This window comes from Haliea sp. (genome assembly GCF_041395985.1).
GTDB lineage: Bacteria > Pseudomonadota > Gammaproteobacteria > Pseudomonadales > Halieaceae > Haliea.
The window spans coordinates 101,991-119,686 of the sequence record NZ_JAWKZJ010000007.1 but is presented as its reverse complement, the minus strand read 5'-3'; the positions used below and the strand labels follow the sequence as shown (position 1 = coordinate 119,686).

The following is a 17,696-nucleotide window of genomic DNA, read 5'->3' as shown; positions in this document are numbered from 1 at the left end:
CCGAAGCGCCCTTGTCCCGGTGCTTGCGGGTCAGCCCTCGTCGGAGGAGGTGCCGCTTTCAGCATCGGCGCCGGCATCGTCTTCAAGCAATTCCTTGATGGACAGCTTGATACGGCCGCGCTGGTCGACATCCAGCACCTTCACTTCCACTTCCTGGCCTTCCTTCAGGTAGTCGGACACGTTCTCGACGCGCTGGTGGGCGATCTGCGAGATGTGTACCAAACCATCCTTGCCCGGCAGGATGTTGACGAAGGCACCGAAATCAACAATGCGCGCGACGGTGCCCTTGTAGACTGCACCCACTTCGGCTTCGGCCGTGATCTCTTCAATCATGGCCACCGCCTTGTCGCGGGCCGCCTTGTCCTGACCGAAGACGCGGACCGTGCCGTCATCGTCGATATCAACGGTAGCACCCGAGGCCTCGGTGATGGCGCGAATGGTCGCACCGCCCTTGCCGATAATGTCGCGGATCTTGTCGGAATCGACTTTCAGGGTGAGCATGCTCGGCGCGTTGTCCGAGAGCACCTGACGTGGCTCGGCCAGCACAGCGTTCATCTGGCCAAGGATATGCAGGCGAGCCTGTTGCGCCTGCTGCAGGGCAATCTCCATGATCTGCTCATTGATACCTTCGATCTTGATATCCATTTGCAGGGCGGTGATACCCGCTGCCGTACCGGCAACCTTGAAATCCATATCGCCCAGGTGATCTTCGTCACCCAGGATATCGGTCAGTACCGCGAACTGGTTGCCGTCCTTGACCAGGCCCATGGCGATACCGGCCACCGGCGCGCTCAGTGGCACACCAGCCGCCATCATGGCCATGGAGCCCACACACACCGAGGCCATCGAGCTGGAGCCGTTGGATTCGGTAATCTCCGACACCACACGGATGGTGTAGGGGAAGTCCTCGCTGTTCGGCAGCACAGCGGCCAGGCCGCGGCGCGCCAGGCGTCCGTGGCCTATTTCGCGACGGCTGGTGAAGCCCACGCGGCCCGCTTCACCTACCGAGTAGGGAGGGAAGTTATAGTGCAGCATGAAGGGATCACGGCGCTCGCCTTCCAGTGCGTCGATGATCTGTGAGTCCCGGGTCGAGCCCAGGGTAACCGCACCAATAGCCTGGGTCTCGCCACGGGTGAACAGCGCAGAGCCGTGCACCTTGGGCAGGATATCGGTTTCGCAGGCAATGGCCCGCACGGTGCGTGTATCACGACCGTCAATACGCGGTTCGCCAGCGAGGATACGCTTGCGCACCAGGTTCTTCTCGACGGCCTTGAAGACGTCCTTGATGTCGTCCTCGGACGGCCCGCCCTCAACGGCCAGGGCCGCCACACAGGCCTTGCGCACCTCGGCAACGCGCTCGTAACGCAGCGCTTTTTCGGTGATACGGTAGGCCTCGCCCAGCTCCGCCTTGACCTGTGCCTCAACGGCAGCGGTGAGCTCTTCATTCACCGCCGGCGGCTGCCAGTCCCAACGCGGCTTGCCGGCTTCGGCAGCCAGATCGCGAATGGCCTGGATCACCACCTGCATTTCCTGGTGGGCAAACAGTACGGCACCCAGCATCTGGTCTTCCGACAGCTCCTTCGCTTCAGACTCGACCATCAGTACCGCATGCTCGGTGCCTGCCACAACCATGTCCAGCTTGCTGTCCTTCAGCTGGTCATAGGTGGGGTTGAGCATGTAGCCGGTGCTCTCGTTGAAGCCGACGCGCGCGCCGCCAATCGGGCCATTGAACGGGCAGCCGGAAATGGCCAGCGCCGCCGAGGTACCGATCATCGCAGGTATATCGGGATCGATGTGCTTGTCCGCAGACATCACCGTGCAGATCACCTGCACTTCATTCATGAAGCCATCGGGAAACAGCGGCCGGATGGGGCGGTCGATGAGTCGTGAGGTAAGGGTTTCCTTTTCGCTGGGGCGTGCTTCGCGCTTGAAGAAGCCGCCGGGGATCTTGCCGACCGCGTAAGCCTTTTCCGTGTAGTGCACGGCAAGGGGGAAGAAGGGCTGGCCCGGCTTGGCGCTTTTTTCCGCCACAACCGTAACCAGAACCGAGGTGTTTTCGACGGTAACCAGAACCGCGCCGGTTGCCTGCCTGGCAATACGACCCGTTTCCAGGGTGACTGTCTGGCCACCGTACTGGAAGGTCTTTCTAACTGGATTCACATTATTTCTCCAATGCTGAATATGACAACCGGGGCACAGGGCCCCGGTATGTGGTACCGCTTATCGACGCAGACCCAGTCGCTTGATCAGCTCGGCGTAGCGCGTCACATCCTTGCGCTTCAGGTAATCCAGCAGCTTGCGACGCTGGTTTACCATGCGGATCAGGCCGCGGCGTGAGTGGTGATCGTGCTTGTGCGCCTGGAAGTGGTCCTGCAGCTGGATAATGTTGGCTGTCAGCAACGCGACCTGAACTTCGGGCGATCCGGTATCACTCTCGCTCGTCTGGTACTCTTTTACGATTTCTGCTTTTTTTGCAGCTTCTAAAGCCATGTCTGTTTCCTCTCAAGTAATCTGCGTGTTCCACCCGCTTTTACACAGCCCGGTGGAGATCAATAAAAAGAGCCTGTCCGTGCAGATTTACAGACAGGTTCGCGTCACCTCCCGGTGACTATCAGGCGACGCGGCGCAACGCGCCCATCGTCCAATATCTCGCCTACCCCCAGAAACTCGCCGGTTTCCAGAGCGACGCGCACCATACCATTGTGGGGCGCATTTGGCACCATGACCGGTTGCCCCTGGCGCAGGTAATACCCGCCTGACTCGGTCAGCCGCACCGTCGGCAACGCGTCCAGTGCCGTATCCGCGGGCAGCAATAACGCGTCCATATCCGCCAGGCGCTCGGCGTCTTTCAATGCCTCCAGCGCGGCCAGCGTGACGCATCGGTCCAGCCCGAACGGGCCTGCCCGGGTGCGCCGCAGCGCACTCACATAGCCACCGCAGCCCAGGGCGGTGCCCAGGTCCTCGGCAATCGAGCGCACATAGGTGCCTTTACTGCACTCGAGGGCCACATCGACCTCCGCCCGTTCGCCCGGGCGGAAATCCAGTAATTCCAGCCGGTGTATCACCACCGGCCGCGCTGCGCGCTCCACTTCCTGGCCTTTGCGCGCCAGTTTGTAGAGCGGCTGTCCGCCGTGCTTCAGCGCCGAATACATCGACGGCACCTGCTCAATCGCGCCGCGAAAGGCGCCCAGCGCCTCCTCCACCTGCTCACGCGTGAGGGCACTGGCGTCGGCCGCGGCCAGCACCTCGCCCTCGGCATCGCCGGTACTGCGCTGCTCCCCGAGCACAAACGTGCTGGCATAGGCCTTGTCGGCGTCCAGCAGGTACTGGGAGAACTTCGTCGCCTCGCCAAAGCACAGGGGCAGTACCCCGGTCGCCAGCGGGTCCAGGCTGCCGGTGTGCCCCGCCTTGGCGGCGAAGTACAGGCGCTTGGCACGCTGCAATGCCTGGTTGGAGCTCAGCCCCGCAGGCTTGTCCAGCAACAGTATTCCATCCAGCGGGCGACCTTTACGCTGACGGCCCACTAGGATGCGTCGCCCGGCTCGTCGTCGCGCAGACCCAGGGCCCGGTCCGCCTGCTCCGCACGCCGAATGAGGTCTTCCATATCCCGTCCGCGACCCACGCTGCTGTCGAAATAGAAGCGCAGCTGCGGAACGCTGCGCATATTGCTGTCGCGGGACAGTTGGCTGCGCAGATACCCCGCCGCCTTGTTCAGCACCTCCGCGGCTTCACGCGCCTCGTCGGCACAGTCGCTACCCAGGCGCGTGAAATACACTTTCGCGTGCCCCAGGTCGCGGCTCACGTCCACGCCCGTGATGCTCACCATCCCGATCCGCGGATCGCGCAGTTCCTGCTGGATCTGCTGTGCCAGTTCGCGCTGCAGGTAATCTGCAACCCGCTGGGTCCGACTGTATTCCTTCGCCATAACAGGGCCGCCTACAGAGTGCGGGCAAACTCCTTGACTTCATACACTTCGATCAGGTCGCCGGGCTTGACGTCGTTGTAGTTCTTGACGCCGATACCGCACTCCATGCCGTTGCGCACTTCACTGGCATCGTCCTTGAAGCGACGCAATGACTCCAGCTCGCCCTGGTAGATGACCACGTTGTCACGCAGCACGCGAATCGGGCGTGAACGGTAGACCGTGCCCTCGATGACCATGCAGCCGGCGATCGCACCGAATTTCGGCGAGCGGAATACATCGCGCACTTCGGCAATACCGAGGATTTCCTCGCGCATTTCCGGCGCCAGCATCCCGGTGAGGGCCTGCTTCACATCGTCGATAAGATCGTAGATGACGTTGTAGTAACGCAGATCCACGCCCTCGTTTTCCACCAGACGACGGGCGGACGCATCGGCGCGCACGTTGAAGCCAAACACCACGGCGCCCGACGTGATCGCCAGGGTGATGTCGGTTTCCGCGAGGCCGCCGACGCCGCCTGACACAATGTTCACCTGTACTTCGTCGTTGCCGAGATCCAGCAGGGCGGTCTGGATCGCTTCCAGGGAGCCGCGCACATCGGCCTTGACCACGACGTTCAGCGTCTTCTTCTCGCCAGCCGTCATGCTCTCGAACATGTTATCGAGCTTGGCGGCCTGCTGACGCTGCAGCTTGCTGTCGCGCGTCTTTTCCTGACGGAACTGCGCCACTTCACGGGCGCGCTTCTCGCTCTCCACCACGGCGAACAGGTCACCGGCATCCGGGGTACCGTCGAGACCGAGGATTTCGACCGGAATACTCGGCCCGGCCTCGGTGATGTTCTTGCCATTCTCGTCCAGCATGGCGCGCACCCGGCCGTACTGCAGGCCTGCCAGCACGATATCACCCTGGCGCAGGGTGCCGCTCTGGATCAGCAGCGACGCCACGGGCCCACGGCCCTTGTCCAGCCGCGATTCGATCACGATGCCCTGCGCCGGTACGTCACGCGGCGCCTGCAACTCGAGCACCTCAGCCTGCAACAGGATCGCGTCAAGCAGGTTGTCCACGCCGTCACCCGTGTGGGCAGACACCTCGATGAACTGCGTGTCACCACCCCAGTCCTCGGGGATCACGTCCTTGGCCGCCAGCTCGCTCTTCACACGGTCCGGGTCCGCACCTTCCTTGTCCATCTTGTTGATGGCCACGATCAGGGGCACTTTCGCCGCCTTGGCATGCTGTACGGCTTCCTCCGTCTGCGGCATCACGCCATCGTCAGCCGCCACCACGAGGATCACGATGTCCGTGCTCTTCGCACCGCGGGCGCGCATGGCGGTAAACGCCGCGTGACCGGGGGTGTCGAGGAAGGAAATCATGCCGTGGCCGGTTTCCACGTGGTAGGCGCCGATGTGCTGGGTAATACCGCCCGCCTCACCGGAGGCCACCTTGGCCTTGCGGATATAGTCGAGCAGCGATGTCTTGCCGTGGTCGACGTGGCCCATCACCGTGACCACCGGGGCGCGCGGCTCCAGGGTACCCTCGTGCTGTGCCAGCGTCTCTTCCAGCTTCTCTTCCAGGGCGTCGGCACTGATCAGTTTCGGCTTGTGCCCCATCTCCTCGACCACCAGGATCGCGGTGTCCTGGTCGATCATCTGGTTGATGGTCGCCATCACGCCGAGCCTCATCAACTCCTTGATCACTTCACCGGCTTTGACTGACATCTGCTGCGCCAGACCGCCGACCGAGGTCATGTCAGCCAGCTCAACTTCGTGCATCTTCTTCTCTGTGGGCATCTCGAATCCGTGTTTACCGTGTTCCGCATGGGAACCACCACGCATCTTCTTGCGCCCGCCGCGGCGCCGCATCATGCCGGACTCAGCCGCTTCGAGGTCAGACAGTGACAGGTTGTGGCCGCGCTGCTTGCCACGACCACCCGGTGAGCTGCGGTCAAGTCTGCCGCGCGCTGCCTTCTTGCGCTGTTCTTCGGTCTGCGGTGCCGGCGCATCGTGCAGGCGCTTGGGACGCTTCGCCGCGGCCTCTTTCTCCCGCTCGACTTTTGCCGCGGCTTCCGCCTTGACGCGTTCTTCCTCGGCCTTGCGGGCTTCCATGGCCGCCTTGCGGGCCTCGGCCTCGGCCGCTTCGCGTGCCATACGCCGCTCCGCCGCACGCTGCCGCAGGATCTCCGGATCCAGGTCTTTTTCGTCTTCCGGCTCGGGTTCCGGCACAGACGCCGCTGCCGCTGCGACAGCCGCTTCTTCCTCGGCCGCCGCCGCTTCGCGGGCCGCCTTTTCCGCTGCCTCCGCATCCGCTGCCGCCTTGGCCTCGGCGGCTTTGCGCTCGGCCTCTGCCGCCGCAGCTGCTTCCAGCTTGGCCGCATCCTGCATTTCGGAGTCGGCATCCGAGGCGTCGCGCTTGACGTAGGTGCGCTTCTTGCGCACTTCAACGTTCACCGTCTTCTTGCCCTGCGAACCGGACGTTCTCAGCGTGCTGATCGTCTTGCGCTTGAGGGTGATGCGCTTGGGCGCTGCCGTGGATTCGCCATGGCTGCGCTTCAGATAGGTCAGCAGCGTCTGCTTGTCCTCTTCCGACACAGCTTCACTCGCCGCCGAGTGAGGCAGGCCCGCTTCCTTCATTTGCGTCAGCAAACGATCAACGGGCGCTCCCACTGTTTCCGCGAGCTGCTGTACTGTCACTTGCGCCATGCAAAATTCTCCTTAATCCCGTGAAACCCTGATGCCTAGAGTGGAACCGCCTGTACTGGCCTATTCACTCTCCTCGGCAAACCAGGGTGCGCGCGCTGTCATGATCAGCTCTCCGGCGCGCTCCTCGGTCATTTCCGGAATATCCATCAGGTCATCGACACCCTGTTCCGCGAGATCTTCCATGGTGATCACACCGCGGCTGGCCAACACAAAGGCCAGGTGACGATCCATACCGTCCATCTCCAGCAGGTCCTGCGCGGGCTCGTTGGCGCCGAGCTGCTCCTCCGACGCAATCGCCTGGGTCAGCAGCGCATCCTTGGCGCGCGCACGCAGTTCCTCAGCGATCTCATCATCGAAGCCGTCGACGGCGGTCATCTCTTCCAGCGGCACGTAGGCCACCTCTTCCAGCGTGGTAAAGCCCTCTTCAACGAGGATTTCAGCAACCTCCTCGTCGATATCCAGCTGCTCGACGAACATCTGGATGACCTGCCCCGCCTCGGCCTCGTGCTTCTCGGCGGCTTCTTCATTGCTCATGACATTGATGGTCCAGCCAGTCAGCTCACTGGCCAGCCGCACGTTTTGCCCGGAGCGGCCAATCGCCTGTGCCAGGTTGTCTTCCGCTACCGCGACGTCCATGGTCCCGCTGTCTTCATCGACAACAATGGATTCGACCTCCGCCGGCGACATGGCGTTGATTACCAGCTGCGCGGGGTTATCGTCCCAGAGGATGATATCCACGCGTTCGTTGTCCAGCTCGTTGGATACCGCCTGCACTCGCGACCCCCGCATACCGACGCAGGCGCCGACCGGGTCGATACGCTGGTCATTGGTTTTGACCGCAATCTTGGCCCGCGAGCCGGGGTCGCGCGCGGCGGCCTTGATCTGGATAACCTCTTCAGCAATTTCCGGCACTTCAATCTTGAACAGCTCAATGAGCATTTCAGGACAGGAACGGCTCAGCATCAGCTGCGGGCCGCGGGTTTCCGCACTGATCTCGCGCAGGATGGCACGCACCCGATCGTTCACGCGGAACGTTTCGCGGCCGACCAGCTGATCCCGGGGCAGCAGGCCCTCGGCATTGTTGCCGAGATCCACGATCACGTTGTCGCGTGTCACTTTCTTGACTGTACCCGCAACGAGCTCGCCCACGCGCTCACGATACAGCTCGACGACCTGCGCGCGCTCGGCATCGCGCACGCGCTGCACGATGACCTGTTTGGCGGTCTGCGCCGCAATGCGCCCGAAGCCCACGTTTTCGACCGCTTCTTCATAGATGTCGCCGGGCTTCAGCGCCGGGTCTTTCTCGATGGCTTCTTCCGTGGTGAACTGGGTGCCCAGCAGTGCCATTTCGTCGTCGGGAACCACCAGCCAGCGGCGCACGGTGACGTAATCGCCCGTCTTGCGGTCGATGGTCACCTCGATGTCGGCATCCTCGTCGTAGCGCTTCTTGGTCGCTGTCGCCAGCGCCAGCTCGATCGCCTCGAAAATGATGTCCTCGGACACGCCCTTTTCGTTCGAGACGGCCTCAGCCACCATCAGGATTTCTTTAGTCATTCGTAGCCTCGTCAGTTACGCTGGCCGCACCCTCGATGCGGGGATGAACACGCGCCTTGTCCACGGCGCTGTAAGGCAACAGGTATTCATGGTCATCTACAAGCACCACAACGTCCTCGCCCTCGATACCTTGCAAAATACCCTTGAAATTGCGGCGCCCCTCGAAAGGCCGGCGCAAACGCAATTCGACCCACTCGCCAAAAAACGGCGGGAACTGCTCAAGGCGAAACAGCAGGCGATCAACACCTGGCGAAGACACCTCAAGCGTGTACTCACCGGTAATCGGGTCTTCAACATCCAGCACGGCGCTCACCTGCGCGCTGACTGCGGCACAGTCGTCCACGGTCACCCCCGACTGCGCGTCGATGTACACGCGCAATACACTGTGCTTGCCCTGGGCGGCATACTCGATGCCCCAGAGGTCAAAGCCGAGGGCGACCACTGTGGGTTCCAGCAGCGCCTGTAATTCCTGTTGCCTGGCCGTCAATCCGACTCCACTTCCGCCAGCGGCGGTTAACCTTGCGAATACACCACAAACATTTTTCGCAGATACGAAAAAGCCCCATGAAGGGGCTTTGACGAAACGTGCCGCCAATTCGGAGCGGACGACACGTATGTTGGTAGCGGGGGCCGGATTTGAACCGACGACCTTCGGGTTATGAGCCCGACGAGCTACCAGGCTGCTCCACCCCGCATCAAAACTTCCTCGACTTGAAGGCCCCTTGGCACTTCACAGTGGGCCAAACCAACGTTACCGACCCAAATTCGAGGCTGTGCATTATAGGTATCAGGGCCCTCCCGGTCAACAGCCCCGCAAAGAAAAAAGCCCTGTTTCGACGCCCCCGCTGGCCACCGGGGGGCGTATCACGACGACGGCGCGCCCGCGCCGGCCTGCGGCATTTGCAACAACTCCAGATACAGGGGGAAGCCGGGGCACTCCAGATAAGCAAACACCGTGTCGCTGTTCCAGCGCTTGTACCAGAACGGGGTGTATCCCAGCCGGGCGAGTTCGTTTATCCAGTGGTCCGTGTCCTCGACACGGAAGCGCAGATGGTGCATACCCTCCCGTCCCGACTCGATAAATTCGCTGTGCGGGCTGACACCCGACTGCCACTCGATCAACTCGATTTCCACATCACCACTGCGGCCGAACCCCAGCCGCAGTTGCACGTCTTCGGTGCGGCCGCGAAATTCCGCACCGGCCACCGAGCCATCCATAAAGGAGAACGGACCAAACACCGGGTCGAAGCGGTCGACCCAGGCATCCATATCCTTTACCACAAATCCGATCTGGTCGATCGGCGGCAGACCGAGAGCCTGCAGACGCTGGTCGTGCGACATCGTTTTCTTCTCCGGACAGTGCAGCAACATGGATACTCGATGGTATTTTTGCTTGCCATCGCAATCAAGGCCTATTTAGCATGGCCGGACACACCCGCTTTCACCGGACGCGTCCACCGAGCGGTGAACCGGCACCAAAATTACCGACACAGGAGCGCGACAAGCGCCATGACCCACACCCTGCGTATCGACGACCTTCGCGCCCCGCAACTGACCGAGGTGCAGCGCGCCGCCCTCGACTGGGCCGCGCAACAGCCGCTGGAATTCACGGAAAGCGCAGTACTCGACGCGGCACGCCGTCGCACCGGGCTCAGCGACTTCGGGCCCGAGGATTTCCGGGAGCGCCTGCAGTTGCTGCTGGACGAATGGGGCCAGGATGCCGAGATGACCGCCAGCCAGCGTCTCAACCTGTTCGGCTATCTGGTGCGCTACGCCAGCAACCGGTTGCTGCTGCAGCAGGCCTGGCAGCAGCACCCGGAAGCGCTGGCGCAGCCCATCGAGCGCCCCATTATCGTCGCCGGGCTCCCACGCTCCGGCACCACCCACCTGCTCAACCTGCTCGCGGCGGACTCCCGGTTTCGCTCGTTACCGCTCTGGGAGTCCTACGAGCCGGTCCCCCTGCCCGGGGAGGCCACTCTGGCAGACGGCACTGACCCGCGAATGCGGCGCTGCGCCGAGGCCTGGGAGGGCATGCAGGCCGTCACACCCCTGCTGGCGGCCATGCACCCGATGAACCCGGAGCATATCCACGAAGAGCTGGAACTGATGGGCCCGGACTTCGCCTCCTACAATTTCGAGTGGCTCGCCCCCAGCCCGCGCTGGCGCGACCACTACTACGCGCATGACCAGACGCCACACTACCGCTACATGCGCGATGTACTGAAACTGTTGCAGTGGTACCGGGGACCGGATCGCTGGGTACTCAAATGCCCGCAGCATCTGGAGCAGTTGCCCGTACTACAAGCGGTGTTTCCCGACGCCACTTACGTGATAACACACCGCGACCCGGTGGCTGTTATCCAGTCGGCAGTCACCATGCTTGCCTACGGCTATCGGATGAGCCGTACCCGCATCGACACAGGGGCAATCGTCGACTACTGGGCTGACCGCGTGGAGCACCTGCTGCGGGCCTGCGTGCGCGACCACGCAGCCCTGCCGCCAGCGCAAACCATCGATGTCCCGTTCCACGAGTTCATGGCGGACGACCTGGGCATGGTGGAGAAAATCTACGCCTGCGCGGACGTCGAGTTGACAACTCAGGCGCGCGCCGAGATGCAGGCGTTCATCGCCGCGCACCCGCGGGGCAAGGAGGGCCGGGTGCTCTACAACCTGAAAGAGGATTTCGGCGTAGACCCGGAGGCCCTGCGTGAGCGCTTCAGCTTCTATTTCCAACAGTTTCCTGCGCGCGCAGAGCGCGGCTAACGCTGGCAGTCCACCATCACCTTGACGGCCTCGTTGGGGTTGCTGGCCACCGCAAAGGCCTGCTCAAACGCACTCAGTGGAAAGCGGTGGCTGATCAGGGCGCTGGCGTTAACGCGGCCCGAGGCCAGCATATCGATCACCGCCGGAAACTCATCCGGGTAGGCCATTGAACCGCTGATGCGCAGCTCTCGCGCCAACACCGAGAGCAGGTCGATCTGCGCGGGCGCCTTGTGCACACCCACCACCGTAAGCCGACTGCGAAAGCGCGCCAGTTGCACACACTGCTCGAACACCGCACCGACGCCGGTGGCCTCAATCAGCACATCGATATCCGGCAGCGTCTGGCCCAGGTACTGCACGCTGCCAAATTCCGCGCACAGGCGCGCCGCCAGCCCATCATCCCCGGCAGGCACGGCCGTGGCGCCCAGCGCCCGGGCCAGCGCCAGCCGTCGCTCGCTGCGGTCCACCACCACACAGTGGTCCAGCCCGAGGTAGCGCGCGACCAGCAGGACACCGAGACCGATCGGTCCCGCACCGAAAATCACCAGCTTGTCGCCCGCCGACAGCTCACTCCGGTTGGTGGCGTGCATGGCAACAGACAGCGGCTCAACCAGCGCACCCTCTTCGTCGCTGAGGCTGTCGGGCAACCTGAAGAGAATACCGTTATCCCGGCTGACACCGCGCACCAGCAGCAGGGGCGCAAACCCGCCCTCCGCACCCCCGTTGCCGATGGCATTCCCGCCCGCTGTCGGGTTCACCACCACCCGATCGCCCGGGGCAAATCCCTGCACACGGCTGCCCACCCGCTCGACCACAGCGGCCAGCTCATGTCCCAGCGGCATGGGCAGGGGATAGCCCGGTAGGCCGCCCATCGCCGTATACCCAAGGTCAGACCCGCAGATGCCACACTGCTGCACCGCAACGAGCACATCGTCCGGGCCGGGTTCCGGTGCGGCTACGGCATCCAGCGACAGCTGGCCGGGGGCATGTATACGTACCAGGGGCAACTCGACCATACAGGGTCTCCAGCGTTTGGGGTGGGGTTCAACCGCGCAGTGGGCGCATGATGCGTTTCTCGAAGTCTTCCATAAAACGCTTCTTGGCATCCAGCGTCGAGCGCTTGCCGAGGACGTAACTGAAAGGCAGGTTGACCGCCGACGTCATGCCCGCCTGCTCAAGACGCTGTAGCGTGGCAACCTCCAGCGGCGTGGTCAGACCGACAATGGTTTCAAAGGGCTCCGCACTGCGCCCGGCTTCCGCGCGCAGTGCGCGCAAGCGTGCCATCAGCGCCGGGACTTCATCCGGGTGGTTGCCGGCGCCGATCCAGCCATCGCCGCGCACCGCCGCGCGGCGCAGGGCAGCCTCATTGGCGCCGCCTACAAAGACAGGCACGTTGTGTCCCGGTGCAGGCTCAATACACAGCCGCGGAAACGGGAACAGGGGCCCGTCGTGTTCAACCATGCCGCCCTGCCAGAGCTTGTGCATGACATCGATCATCTCATCCATACGCTGACCGCGGCCCTGAAACGGCACGCCGTAGATGTCGAACTCATCCTTCATCCAGCCCGCGCCGATACCGAGCGCGAAGCGGCCGCCGCTGAAGATATCCAGTGAGCCGGTGGCCTTCGCCACCTCGAAGGGGTTGCGCAGGGGCAGCACGAAAATCGAGGTCGTGAAGTGCAGCCGCCGGGTCGCGGCAGCCATGAAGGCCGTGCTCACCCAGCAGTCGGGGTAAGGCGCATCCGCCGTCATCGGCGCCACGCCGTTCTCCGAGTAGGGGTACGGTGTTTTCACCTCTTCGGGGAATACCGCGTGGTCGGCATTGAACACGCCGTGGAACCCCAGTTCCTCGGCAAACTGTGCCAGTGGTACCAGCTGCTCCGGTTCAGTCCAGACCAGCGCCTGCCAGAATTTCATGCCCCTGCTCCTTTGCTGCGCAAGAGCACCATGCTAACCCAGCGACCGCGCCACACGCGGAAACCGTTACGGCATATTCCGTGTTTGATGCATAGTTAAACCAGCATCGCAGCGGGGCAGCCGCGGGGGCGGCGGCGCGCCACCCTAGGCAGCGACAGGGGCCATCACCGTCTGGTCTATGCGGCCGAAAATGCTGTGGCCGGCTGCATCATTCATCTCAATGCATACCCGGTCACCGAACTGCATGAACGCAGTCGCGGGCTGGCCGTCACGCAGGGTTTCAATCATCCGCAACTCGGCGATACAGCTATAGCCCAGGCCACCTTCCGCCACCGGCTTGCCCGGTGACCCATCGGCACCCTTATTGGAGACCGTTCCCGAACCGATGATGGTGCCCGCACACAACGGGCGGGTCTTCGCGGCATGGGCGATGAGGGTGGGAAAATCAAACGTCATATCCACCCCGGCGTTCGCCTCGCCGAAACGCTCGCCGTTATAGCGCACGCTCAGCGGCAGGTGCAGCCGGCCACCATCCCAGGCCGCGCCCAGTTCGTCCGGCGTGACACACACCGGGCTGAAGGCGCTGGAGGGCTTGGACTGGAAGAATCCAAAGCCCTTGCCCAGCTCCGCCGGAATGAGGTTGCGCAGGGAGACATCGTTGACCAGCATGATCAGGCGGATAGCTGCGCCGGCCTGAGCCGGACTGGCGCCCATGGGCACATCGCCCGTCACCACCGCCACCTCGCCTTCGAAATCGATGCCCCAGGCGGGGTCGTCCATCACGATCGGGTCCCGCGGCCCCAGAAAGCTGTCCGAACCACCCTGGTACATCAGCGGGTCGCTCCAGAAACTCTCGGGCATCTCAGCGCCCCGCGCCTTGCGCACCAGTTCCACATGGTTCACGTAGGCCGAGCCGTCCGCCCATTGGAAAGCCCGAGGCAGGGGAGAAGCGCAGGCAGCCTGGTCAAACGCAGCGCCCTCACCTTCGTTGACCCGCGCCGACAAGGCCGACAGCGCGGGCTGGTGCTGTGCCCAGTTGTCGAGCGCCTGCTGCAGGGTCATGCCTGCCGCCAGGCAGCGCTGCAGGTCACGGGATACCACCACAAGTGCGCCATCGCGACCTTCACGCAGGGATGCCAGTTTCATCGATTCTCTCCGAGCTCACGTTCATGCAACCACGCCGCATGACGCGGCGCGCGCCGGGTGCGGGACCACTCTTCGATCATATCGGGCGCCACCGCGCGCAAGCGATCGAGGTCACCCGGTTGCGCAATATTGGCGGCCAGCTCCAGCCGGTGGCCGTTGGGATCAAAGAAATAAATGGAGCGGAAGATGCCGTGGTGCGTGGGCCCGACCACCGCGATACCCTGCCGCTCGACCTCGCGTTTGGCGGCCAGCAAGGCCTCCTCACTCTCCACTTCGAAGGCAATGTGCTGCACCCACTCCGGTGTATTGCCGTCGCGCCCCATCGGCGGCGAGTTCGGCAACTCGAAAAACGCCAGCACATTACCCATGCCGGCATCGAGGAATACGTGCATGTACGGGTCCGGCTCGCGGGTGGAGGGCACCTCGTCCTCGGCAATGGCCAGGAGCAGCTGCATGTTCAGCACACGGCGGTAGAATTCCACGGTTTCCCGGGTATCGTTGCAGCGATACGCAACATGATGAATACGGCGGATCTGCATGGCGCCTCCTCACCCGGCCTGGGTGACGTTGAGTACACCGCGGGCGAGCTGGTCGCGCTCGATGGACTCGAACAGCGCCTTGAAGTTCCCCTCACCAAACCCGTCGTCATCCTTGCGCTGGATGAACTCGAAAAACATGGGTCCCAGCAGGTTGGCAGAGAAAATCTGCAGGAGGAGCCGCGGGCTGCCGCCTTCGGTGCTGCCGTCGAGAAGAATACCCCGCGACTGCAACTCCGCCACCGGCTCTCCGTGACCCGGCAGGCGCCCTTCCAGCATCTCGTAGTAGGTGGCCGGGGGGGCGGTCATAAAGGTCATGCCTGCCGCCTGCAGTCGGTCATAGCAGGCGAGGATGTCGTCGCAGGCCAGGGCAATATGCTGTATCCCCTCGCCGTTGTAGGCCATCAGGAACTCCTCGATCTGGCCACCACCGCGGGACTCCTCGTTCAGCGGGATGCGGATCTTGCCATCCGGTGCCGTCATGGCTTTCGACAAGAGGCCTGTGTGCTCACCCTCGATATCGAAGTAGCGTATTTCCCGGAATCCGAACAGCTCCTCATAATACCGGGCCCAATAGGCCATGCGACCGCGATACACGTTGTGGGTGAGGTGGTCCAGGGTGTGAAAGCCGAGGCCCGCGGGCTTCCTGTCTGCGCCGGGCACCCAGTGAAAATCGATGTCATAAATGCTCTGCCCTTCCGCGTAGCGGTCAATCAGGTAGAGAATCGCGCCACCGATGCCGCGGATGGCGGGCAGGCGCAGTTCCATCGGGCCGGTTTCCACCGTAACCGGCTGCGCGCCTTTCTCCAGTGCCCGGTTGTAGGCCAGCGTTGCGTCCTGCACGCGAAACGCCATGCCGCAGGCCGACGGTCCATGTTCGCGAGCGTAGTACCAGGCGTGACTTCCTGGCTGGTAGTTGGTCAGGAAGTTGACATCACCCTGCCGCCACAGCGCCACATCCTTGCTGCGATGCCGGGCCACGCAGGTGAAGCCCATGGATTCAAACACCGGCTCCAGCACGCCCGGCGCGGGTGCCGTGAATTCGACGAACTCGAACCCATCCAGGCCCATGGGGTTCTCGAACAGATCTGACATGGTGTGCCTCCCGGTGCTGCAGCCGCGAAATCGCCAACCGCTACCGAGTATAGGCACAGGTCAACATAGTTTCAAATGAAACTTTATCACTGCGGGTCTGCTATGCCACCAACGGACCGGTCCGCGTATCCAAACCACGCGGGGGCAACCGCGGTGCGGGACTCGCCCGCCATCGACCCTGCCACTACTCTGCAGACTGGCTTCCACAGCGAGATCACCATGCCATTGAACACCACCACGCGATCGATTCTGCAACTGGGCGCGGCACTGTGCCTCGGCCTGACACAGGCCGCCGCGCACGTTGCGGCAACCCCCTCAGCGGCCGCGCAGCGTACCCAGGCGTTCTTCGGGGAGCTCCATGTGCACACCATGAACTCCCCCGACGCGTTCATGCTGAACGTGAGGACGACACCCGATGATGCCTACCGCTTTGCGCGGGGCGAGGCCATCCCCCACATCAGCGGCGTAACCATCCGGCTGCGTGCGCCACTCGATTTCGTCGCCATCACCGACCACTCCGAGTACATGGGCATATTGCCGCGCCTGTTCGAGCCCCAGGGCGCGCTGGCGGGCCTGCCGATTGCCGCCCGCCTGTCTGACGAGGACCCGGAGCGACGGCAGGCCGCTGTGCTGGAAGTGCTGATGACCCTGGGCGACAACAACCCCATGCCGGCGCTGGTGGACCAGGCACTGCGCCAGTCCATCTGGCAGGAGTATGTGCGCAGCGCCGAGCGCCACTACCGGCCCGGAGAATTCAGCACCCTGATCGGCTACGAATGGACGTCCTCCGGCGCCCTGGATGAAGTCAACCTGCACCGCAACGTCATCTTCCGCAGCAACCAGGTGCCCGCCCAGCCTTTCTCCAGCTTCGACAGTGTTGAGCCACGCGCGCTCTGGGCCTGGCTGGATGAACAGCGCGCACTCGGCATCGAAGGCATGGCCATTGCGCACAACAGCAACCTGAGCAACGGCCTGATGTTTCCCACCAACGTCGCGTTTGGCGGCGAGGCCATCGATGCGGACTATGCGGCCCTGCGCCAACGCAACGAGCCCCTGGTGGAGATTTCCCAGATCAAGGGCAGCTCGGAAACGCATCCGCTGCTGTCACCCAACGATGAATGGGCCGGCTTCGAACTGCTGGAAGACCTGCTCGGTGGCCGCGGCACCCTGGGCAAGGTGCAGGGAAGCTACGTCCGCGACGCCTGGCTGTCCGGCCTGCTGATGCAGGCGCAGCAGGGCTACAACCCCTACCGTTTCGGCGTGATCGCCGCCAGCGACAGCCACAATGCCGGCTCGCAGGTGGAAGAAGACAACTACCACGGCAAGATCGGCAGCGCCGATGGCACGCCGGAGACACGCCGGGGTGGCAGCTTTATCAACACCCACCACATCAAATACAGCTCGGCGGGACTGGCCGGCGTCTGGGCCACCGAGAATACCCGCGAGGCTCTGTACGATGCGCTGGCGCGGCGGGAGACCTTCGGCACCAGCGGACCGCGCATCAGCGTGCGCTTTTTTGCCGGCGCGGACTGGCCCGCAGATCTGCTTACCCGTCCGGATTGGGTGGAGCAGGCCTACGCGACAGGCGTTGCCATGGGCGGTGAACTCGGGCAGTCCACCGGCGCCGGCCCCGAGTTCCTGCTGTGGGCCGCGAAAGATCCCGGTAGCGCCTGGCTACAGCGGGTACAGATCGTCAAGGGCTGGGTGGAGGACGGCGCAACCCGGGAGACCGTGTTTGATGTCGGCTGTGCGGACGGGCTCAGCCCGGACCCGAGCACCCACCGCTGCCCGGACAACGGCGCTACCGTGTCCCTGGAGACCTGTGAGTATGATCGCCACAAGGGCGATGGTCAGATCGCCGTCCGCTGGCGCGACCCTGGCTTCGATCCGGAGCAACCGGCCTTCTACTACGCCCGCGTGCTGGAGAACCCCACCTGCCGCTGGAGCACCTGGGACAGCCTGCGCACCGGCCTGCCGCTGCCAGAGGAGATCCCCGCCACCCTGCAGGAGCGCGCGTGGACCTCGCCGATCTGGTACCGGCCACCGGCGGCGCACTGACGCCCGGCG

Annotated in this window: 15 protein-coding genes and 1 tRNA gene; 2 read left to right on the top strand and 14 right to left on the bottom strand. The window is 63.5% G+C overall.

All coding sequences use genetic code 11. The features are described from left to right. Positions 1–30: 30 nt before the first annotated feature. From pnp to R3E49_RS13575, 9 genes are all read right to left on the bottom strand, one after another. Positions 31–2,160, bottom strand: a complete 2,130-nt coding sequence (pnp, locus tag R3E49_RS13615) for a polyribonucleotide nucleotidyltransferase (RefSeq protein ID WP_371295539.1) — start codon at positions 2,158–2,160, stop codon at positions 31–33. A gap of 60 nt (positions 2,161–2,220) precedes the next feature. Further along, complete coding sequence (gene rpsO, locus R3E49_RS13610; RefSeq protein ID WP_027950504.1) at positions 2,221–2,490, bottom strand: 30S ribosomal protein S15; 270 nt, start codon at positions 2,488–2,490, stop codon at positions 2,221–2,223. Between the two features lie 104 nt (positions 2,491–2,594). Further along, the gene (gene truB / locus R3E49_RS13605; RefSeq protein ID WP_371295538.1) at positions 2,595–3,482 is read right to left on the bottom strand and encodes a tRNA pseudouridine(55) synthase TruB; all 888 of its coding nucleotides are present in this window, start codon (positions 3,480–3,482) and stop codon (positions 2,595–2,597) included. A gap of 41 nt (positions 3,483–3,523) precedes the next feature. After that, on the bottom strand, positions 3,524–3,925 hold the full coding sequence (rbfA, locus tag R3E49_RS13600) for a 30S ribosome-binding factor RbfA (RefSeq protein WP_290737776.1): 402 nt from the start codon (positions 3,923–3,925) through the stop codon (positions 3,524–3,526). A gap of 11 nt (positions 3,926–3,936) precedes the next feature. Next, on the bottom strand, positions 3,937–6,618 hold the full coding sequence (gene infB / locus R3E49_RS13595) for a translation initiation factor IF-2 (protein WP_371295537.1): 2,682 nt from the start codon (positions 6,616–6,618) through the stop codon (positions 3,937–3,939). Between the two features lie 60 nt (positions 6,619–6,678). Then, on the bottom strand, positions 6,679–8,172 hold the full coding sequence (gene nusA, locus R3E49_RS13590; RefSeq protein WP_290737782.1) for a transcription termination factor NusA: 1,494 nt from the start codon (positions 8,170–8,172) through the stop codon (positions 6,679–6,681). Then, positions 8,165–8,659 carry a ribosome maturation factor RimP gene (rimP, locus tag R3E49_RS13585; RefSeq protein ID WP_290737784.1) on the bottom strand — a complete coding sequence of 165 codons (495 nt, stop codon included), beginning with the start codon at positions 8,657–8,659 and terminating at the stop codon, positions 8,165–8,167. Before rimP ends, nusA begins: the two co-directional genes overlap by 8 nt. Positions 8,660–8,790: 131 nt before the next feature. Further along, positions 8,791–8,867: transfer RNA gene (locus R3E49_RS13580), tRNA-Met, on the bottom strand. 169 nt (positions 8,868–9,036) lie between these two features. Further along, positions 9,037–9,513, bottom strand: a complete 477-nt coding sequence (locus R3E49_RS13575) for a VOC family protein (RefSeq protein WP_371295536.1) — start codon at positions 9,511–9,513, stop codon at positions 9,037–9,039. A 168-nt stretch (positions 9,514–9,681) separates the two neighbouring features. On the opposite strand from R3E49_RS13575, the gene R3E49_RS13570 reads away from it, so the two are divergent. Then, positions 9,682–10,935 carry a sulfotransferase gene (locus R3E49_RS13570; protein WP_371295535.1) on the top strand — a complete coding sequence of 418 codons (1,254 nt, stop codon included), beginning with the start codon at positions 9,682–9,684 and terminating at the stop codon, positions 10,933–10,935. Here R3E49_RS13570 and R3E49_RS13565 read toward each other — a convergent pair. From R3E49_RS13565 to hppD, 5 genes are all read right to left on the bottom strand, one after another. Beyond that, positions 10,932–11,951 carry a zinc-binding dehydrogenase gene (locus R3E49_RS13565; protein WP_371295534.1) on the bottom strand — a complete coding sequence of 340 codons (1,020 nt, stop codon included), beginning with the start codon at positions 11,949–11,951 and terminating at the stop codon, positions 10,932–10,934. The genes R3E49_RS13570 and R3E49_RS13565 overlap by 4 nt on opposite strands. A 28-nt stretch (positions 11,952–11,979) precedes the next feature. After that, the gene (locus tag R3E49_RS13560) at positions 11,980–12,852 is read right to left on the bottom strand and encodes a TIGR03619 family F420-dependent LLM class oxidoreductase (protein ID WP_371295533.1); all 873 of its coding nucleotides are present in this window, start codon (positions 12,850–12,852) and stop codon (positions 11,980–11,982) included. 144 nt (positions 12,853–12,996) lie between these two features. Continuing rightward, entirely contained in the window at positions 12,997–13,998 is a 1,002-nt protein-coding gene (locus R3E49_RS13555; RefSeq protein ID WP_371295532.1) for a fumarylacetoacetate hydrolase family protein, read from the bottom strand. Beyond that, positions 13,995–14,537: a VOC family protein gene (locus R3E49_RS13550; RefSeq protein WP_371295531.1), complete on the bottom strand. Its 543-nt coding sequence runs from the start codon at positions 14,535–14,537 to the stop codon at positions 13,995–13,997. The genes R3E49_RS13555 and R3E49_RS13550 overlap by 4 nt, the downstream gene beginning before the upstream one ends. A 9-nt stretch (positions 14,538–14,546) precedes the next feature. After that, positions 14,547–15,629 carry a 4-hydroxyphenylpyruvate dioxygenase gene (hppD, locus tag R3E49_RS13545; protein ID WP_371295530.1) on the bottom strand — a complete coding sequence of 361 codons (1,083 nt, stop codon included), beginning with the start codon at positions 15,627–15,629 and terminating at the stop codon, positions 14,547–14,549. Positions 15,630–15,782: 153 nt separating this feature from the next. Between hppD and R3E49_RS13540 the strand changes: the two genes are divergently transcribed. Beyond that, positions 15,783–17,687 (top strand): DUF3604 domain-containing protein, encoded by a 1,905-nt coding sequence (locus R3E49_RS13540; protein WP_371295529.1) that lies wholly within the window; start codon positions 15,783–15,785, stop codon positions 17,685–17,687. Positions 17,688–17,696 lie beyond the last annotated feature (9 nt).

What these genes read in the sequence shown, in the direction of transcription:
- rpsO (WP_027950504.1), bottom strand. Translation starts at nt 2,490, where the DNA reads ATGGCTTTAGAAGCTGCAAAAAAAGCAGAAATCGTAAAAGAGTACCAG.
- rbfA (WP_290737776.1), bottom strand. Translation starts at nt 3,925, where the DNA reads ATGGCGAAGGAATACAGTCGGACCCAGCGGGTTGCAGATTACCTGCAG.
- infB (WP_371295537.1), bottom strand. Translation starts at nt 6,618, where the DNA reads ATGGCGCAAGTGACAGTACAGCAGCTCGCGGAAACAGTGGGAGCGCCC.
- nusA (WP_290737782.1), bottom strand. Translation starts at nt 8,172, where the DNA reads ATGACTAAAGAAATCCTGATGGTGGCTGAGGCCGTCTCGAACGAAAAG.
- R3E49_RS13575 (WP_371295536.1), bottom strand. Translation starts at nt 9,513, where the DNA reads ATGTCGCACGACCAGCGTCTGCAGGCTCTCGGTCTGCCGCCGATCGAC.
- R3E49_RS13570 (WP_371295535.1), top strand. Translation starts at nt 9,682, where the DNA reads ATGACCCACACCCTGCGTATCGACGACCTTCGCGCCCCGCAACTGACC.
- R3E49_RS13565 (WP_371295534.1), bottom strand. Translation starts at nt 11,951, where the DNA reads ATGGTCGAGTTGCCCCTGGTACGTATACATGCCCCCGGCCAGCTGTCG.
- R3E49_RS13560 (WP_371295533.1), bottom strand. Translation starts at nt 12,852, where the DNA reads ATGAAATTCTGGCAGGCGCTGGTCTGGACTGAACCGGAGCAGCTGGTA.
- R3E49_RS13555 (WP_371295532.1), bottom strand. Translation starts at nt 13,998, where the DNA reads ATGAAACTGGCATCCCTGCGTGAAGGTCGCGATGGCGCACTTGTGGTG.
- R3E49_RS13550 (WP_371295531.1), bottom strand. Translation starts at nt 14,537, where the DNA reads ATGCAGATCCGCCGTATTCATCATGTTGCGTATCGCTGCAACGATACC.
- hppD (WP_371295530.1), bottom strand. Translation starts at nt 15,629, where the DNA reads ATGTCAGATCTGTTCGAGAACCCCATGGGCCTGGATGGGTTCGAGTTC.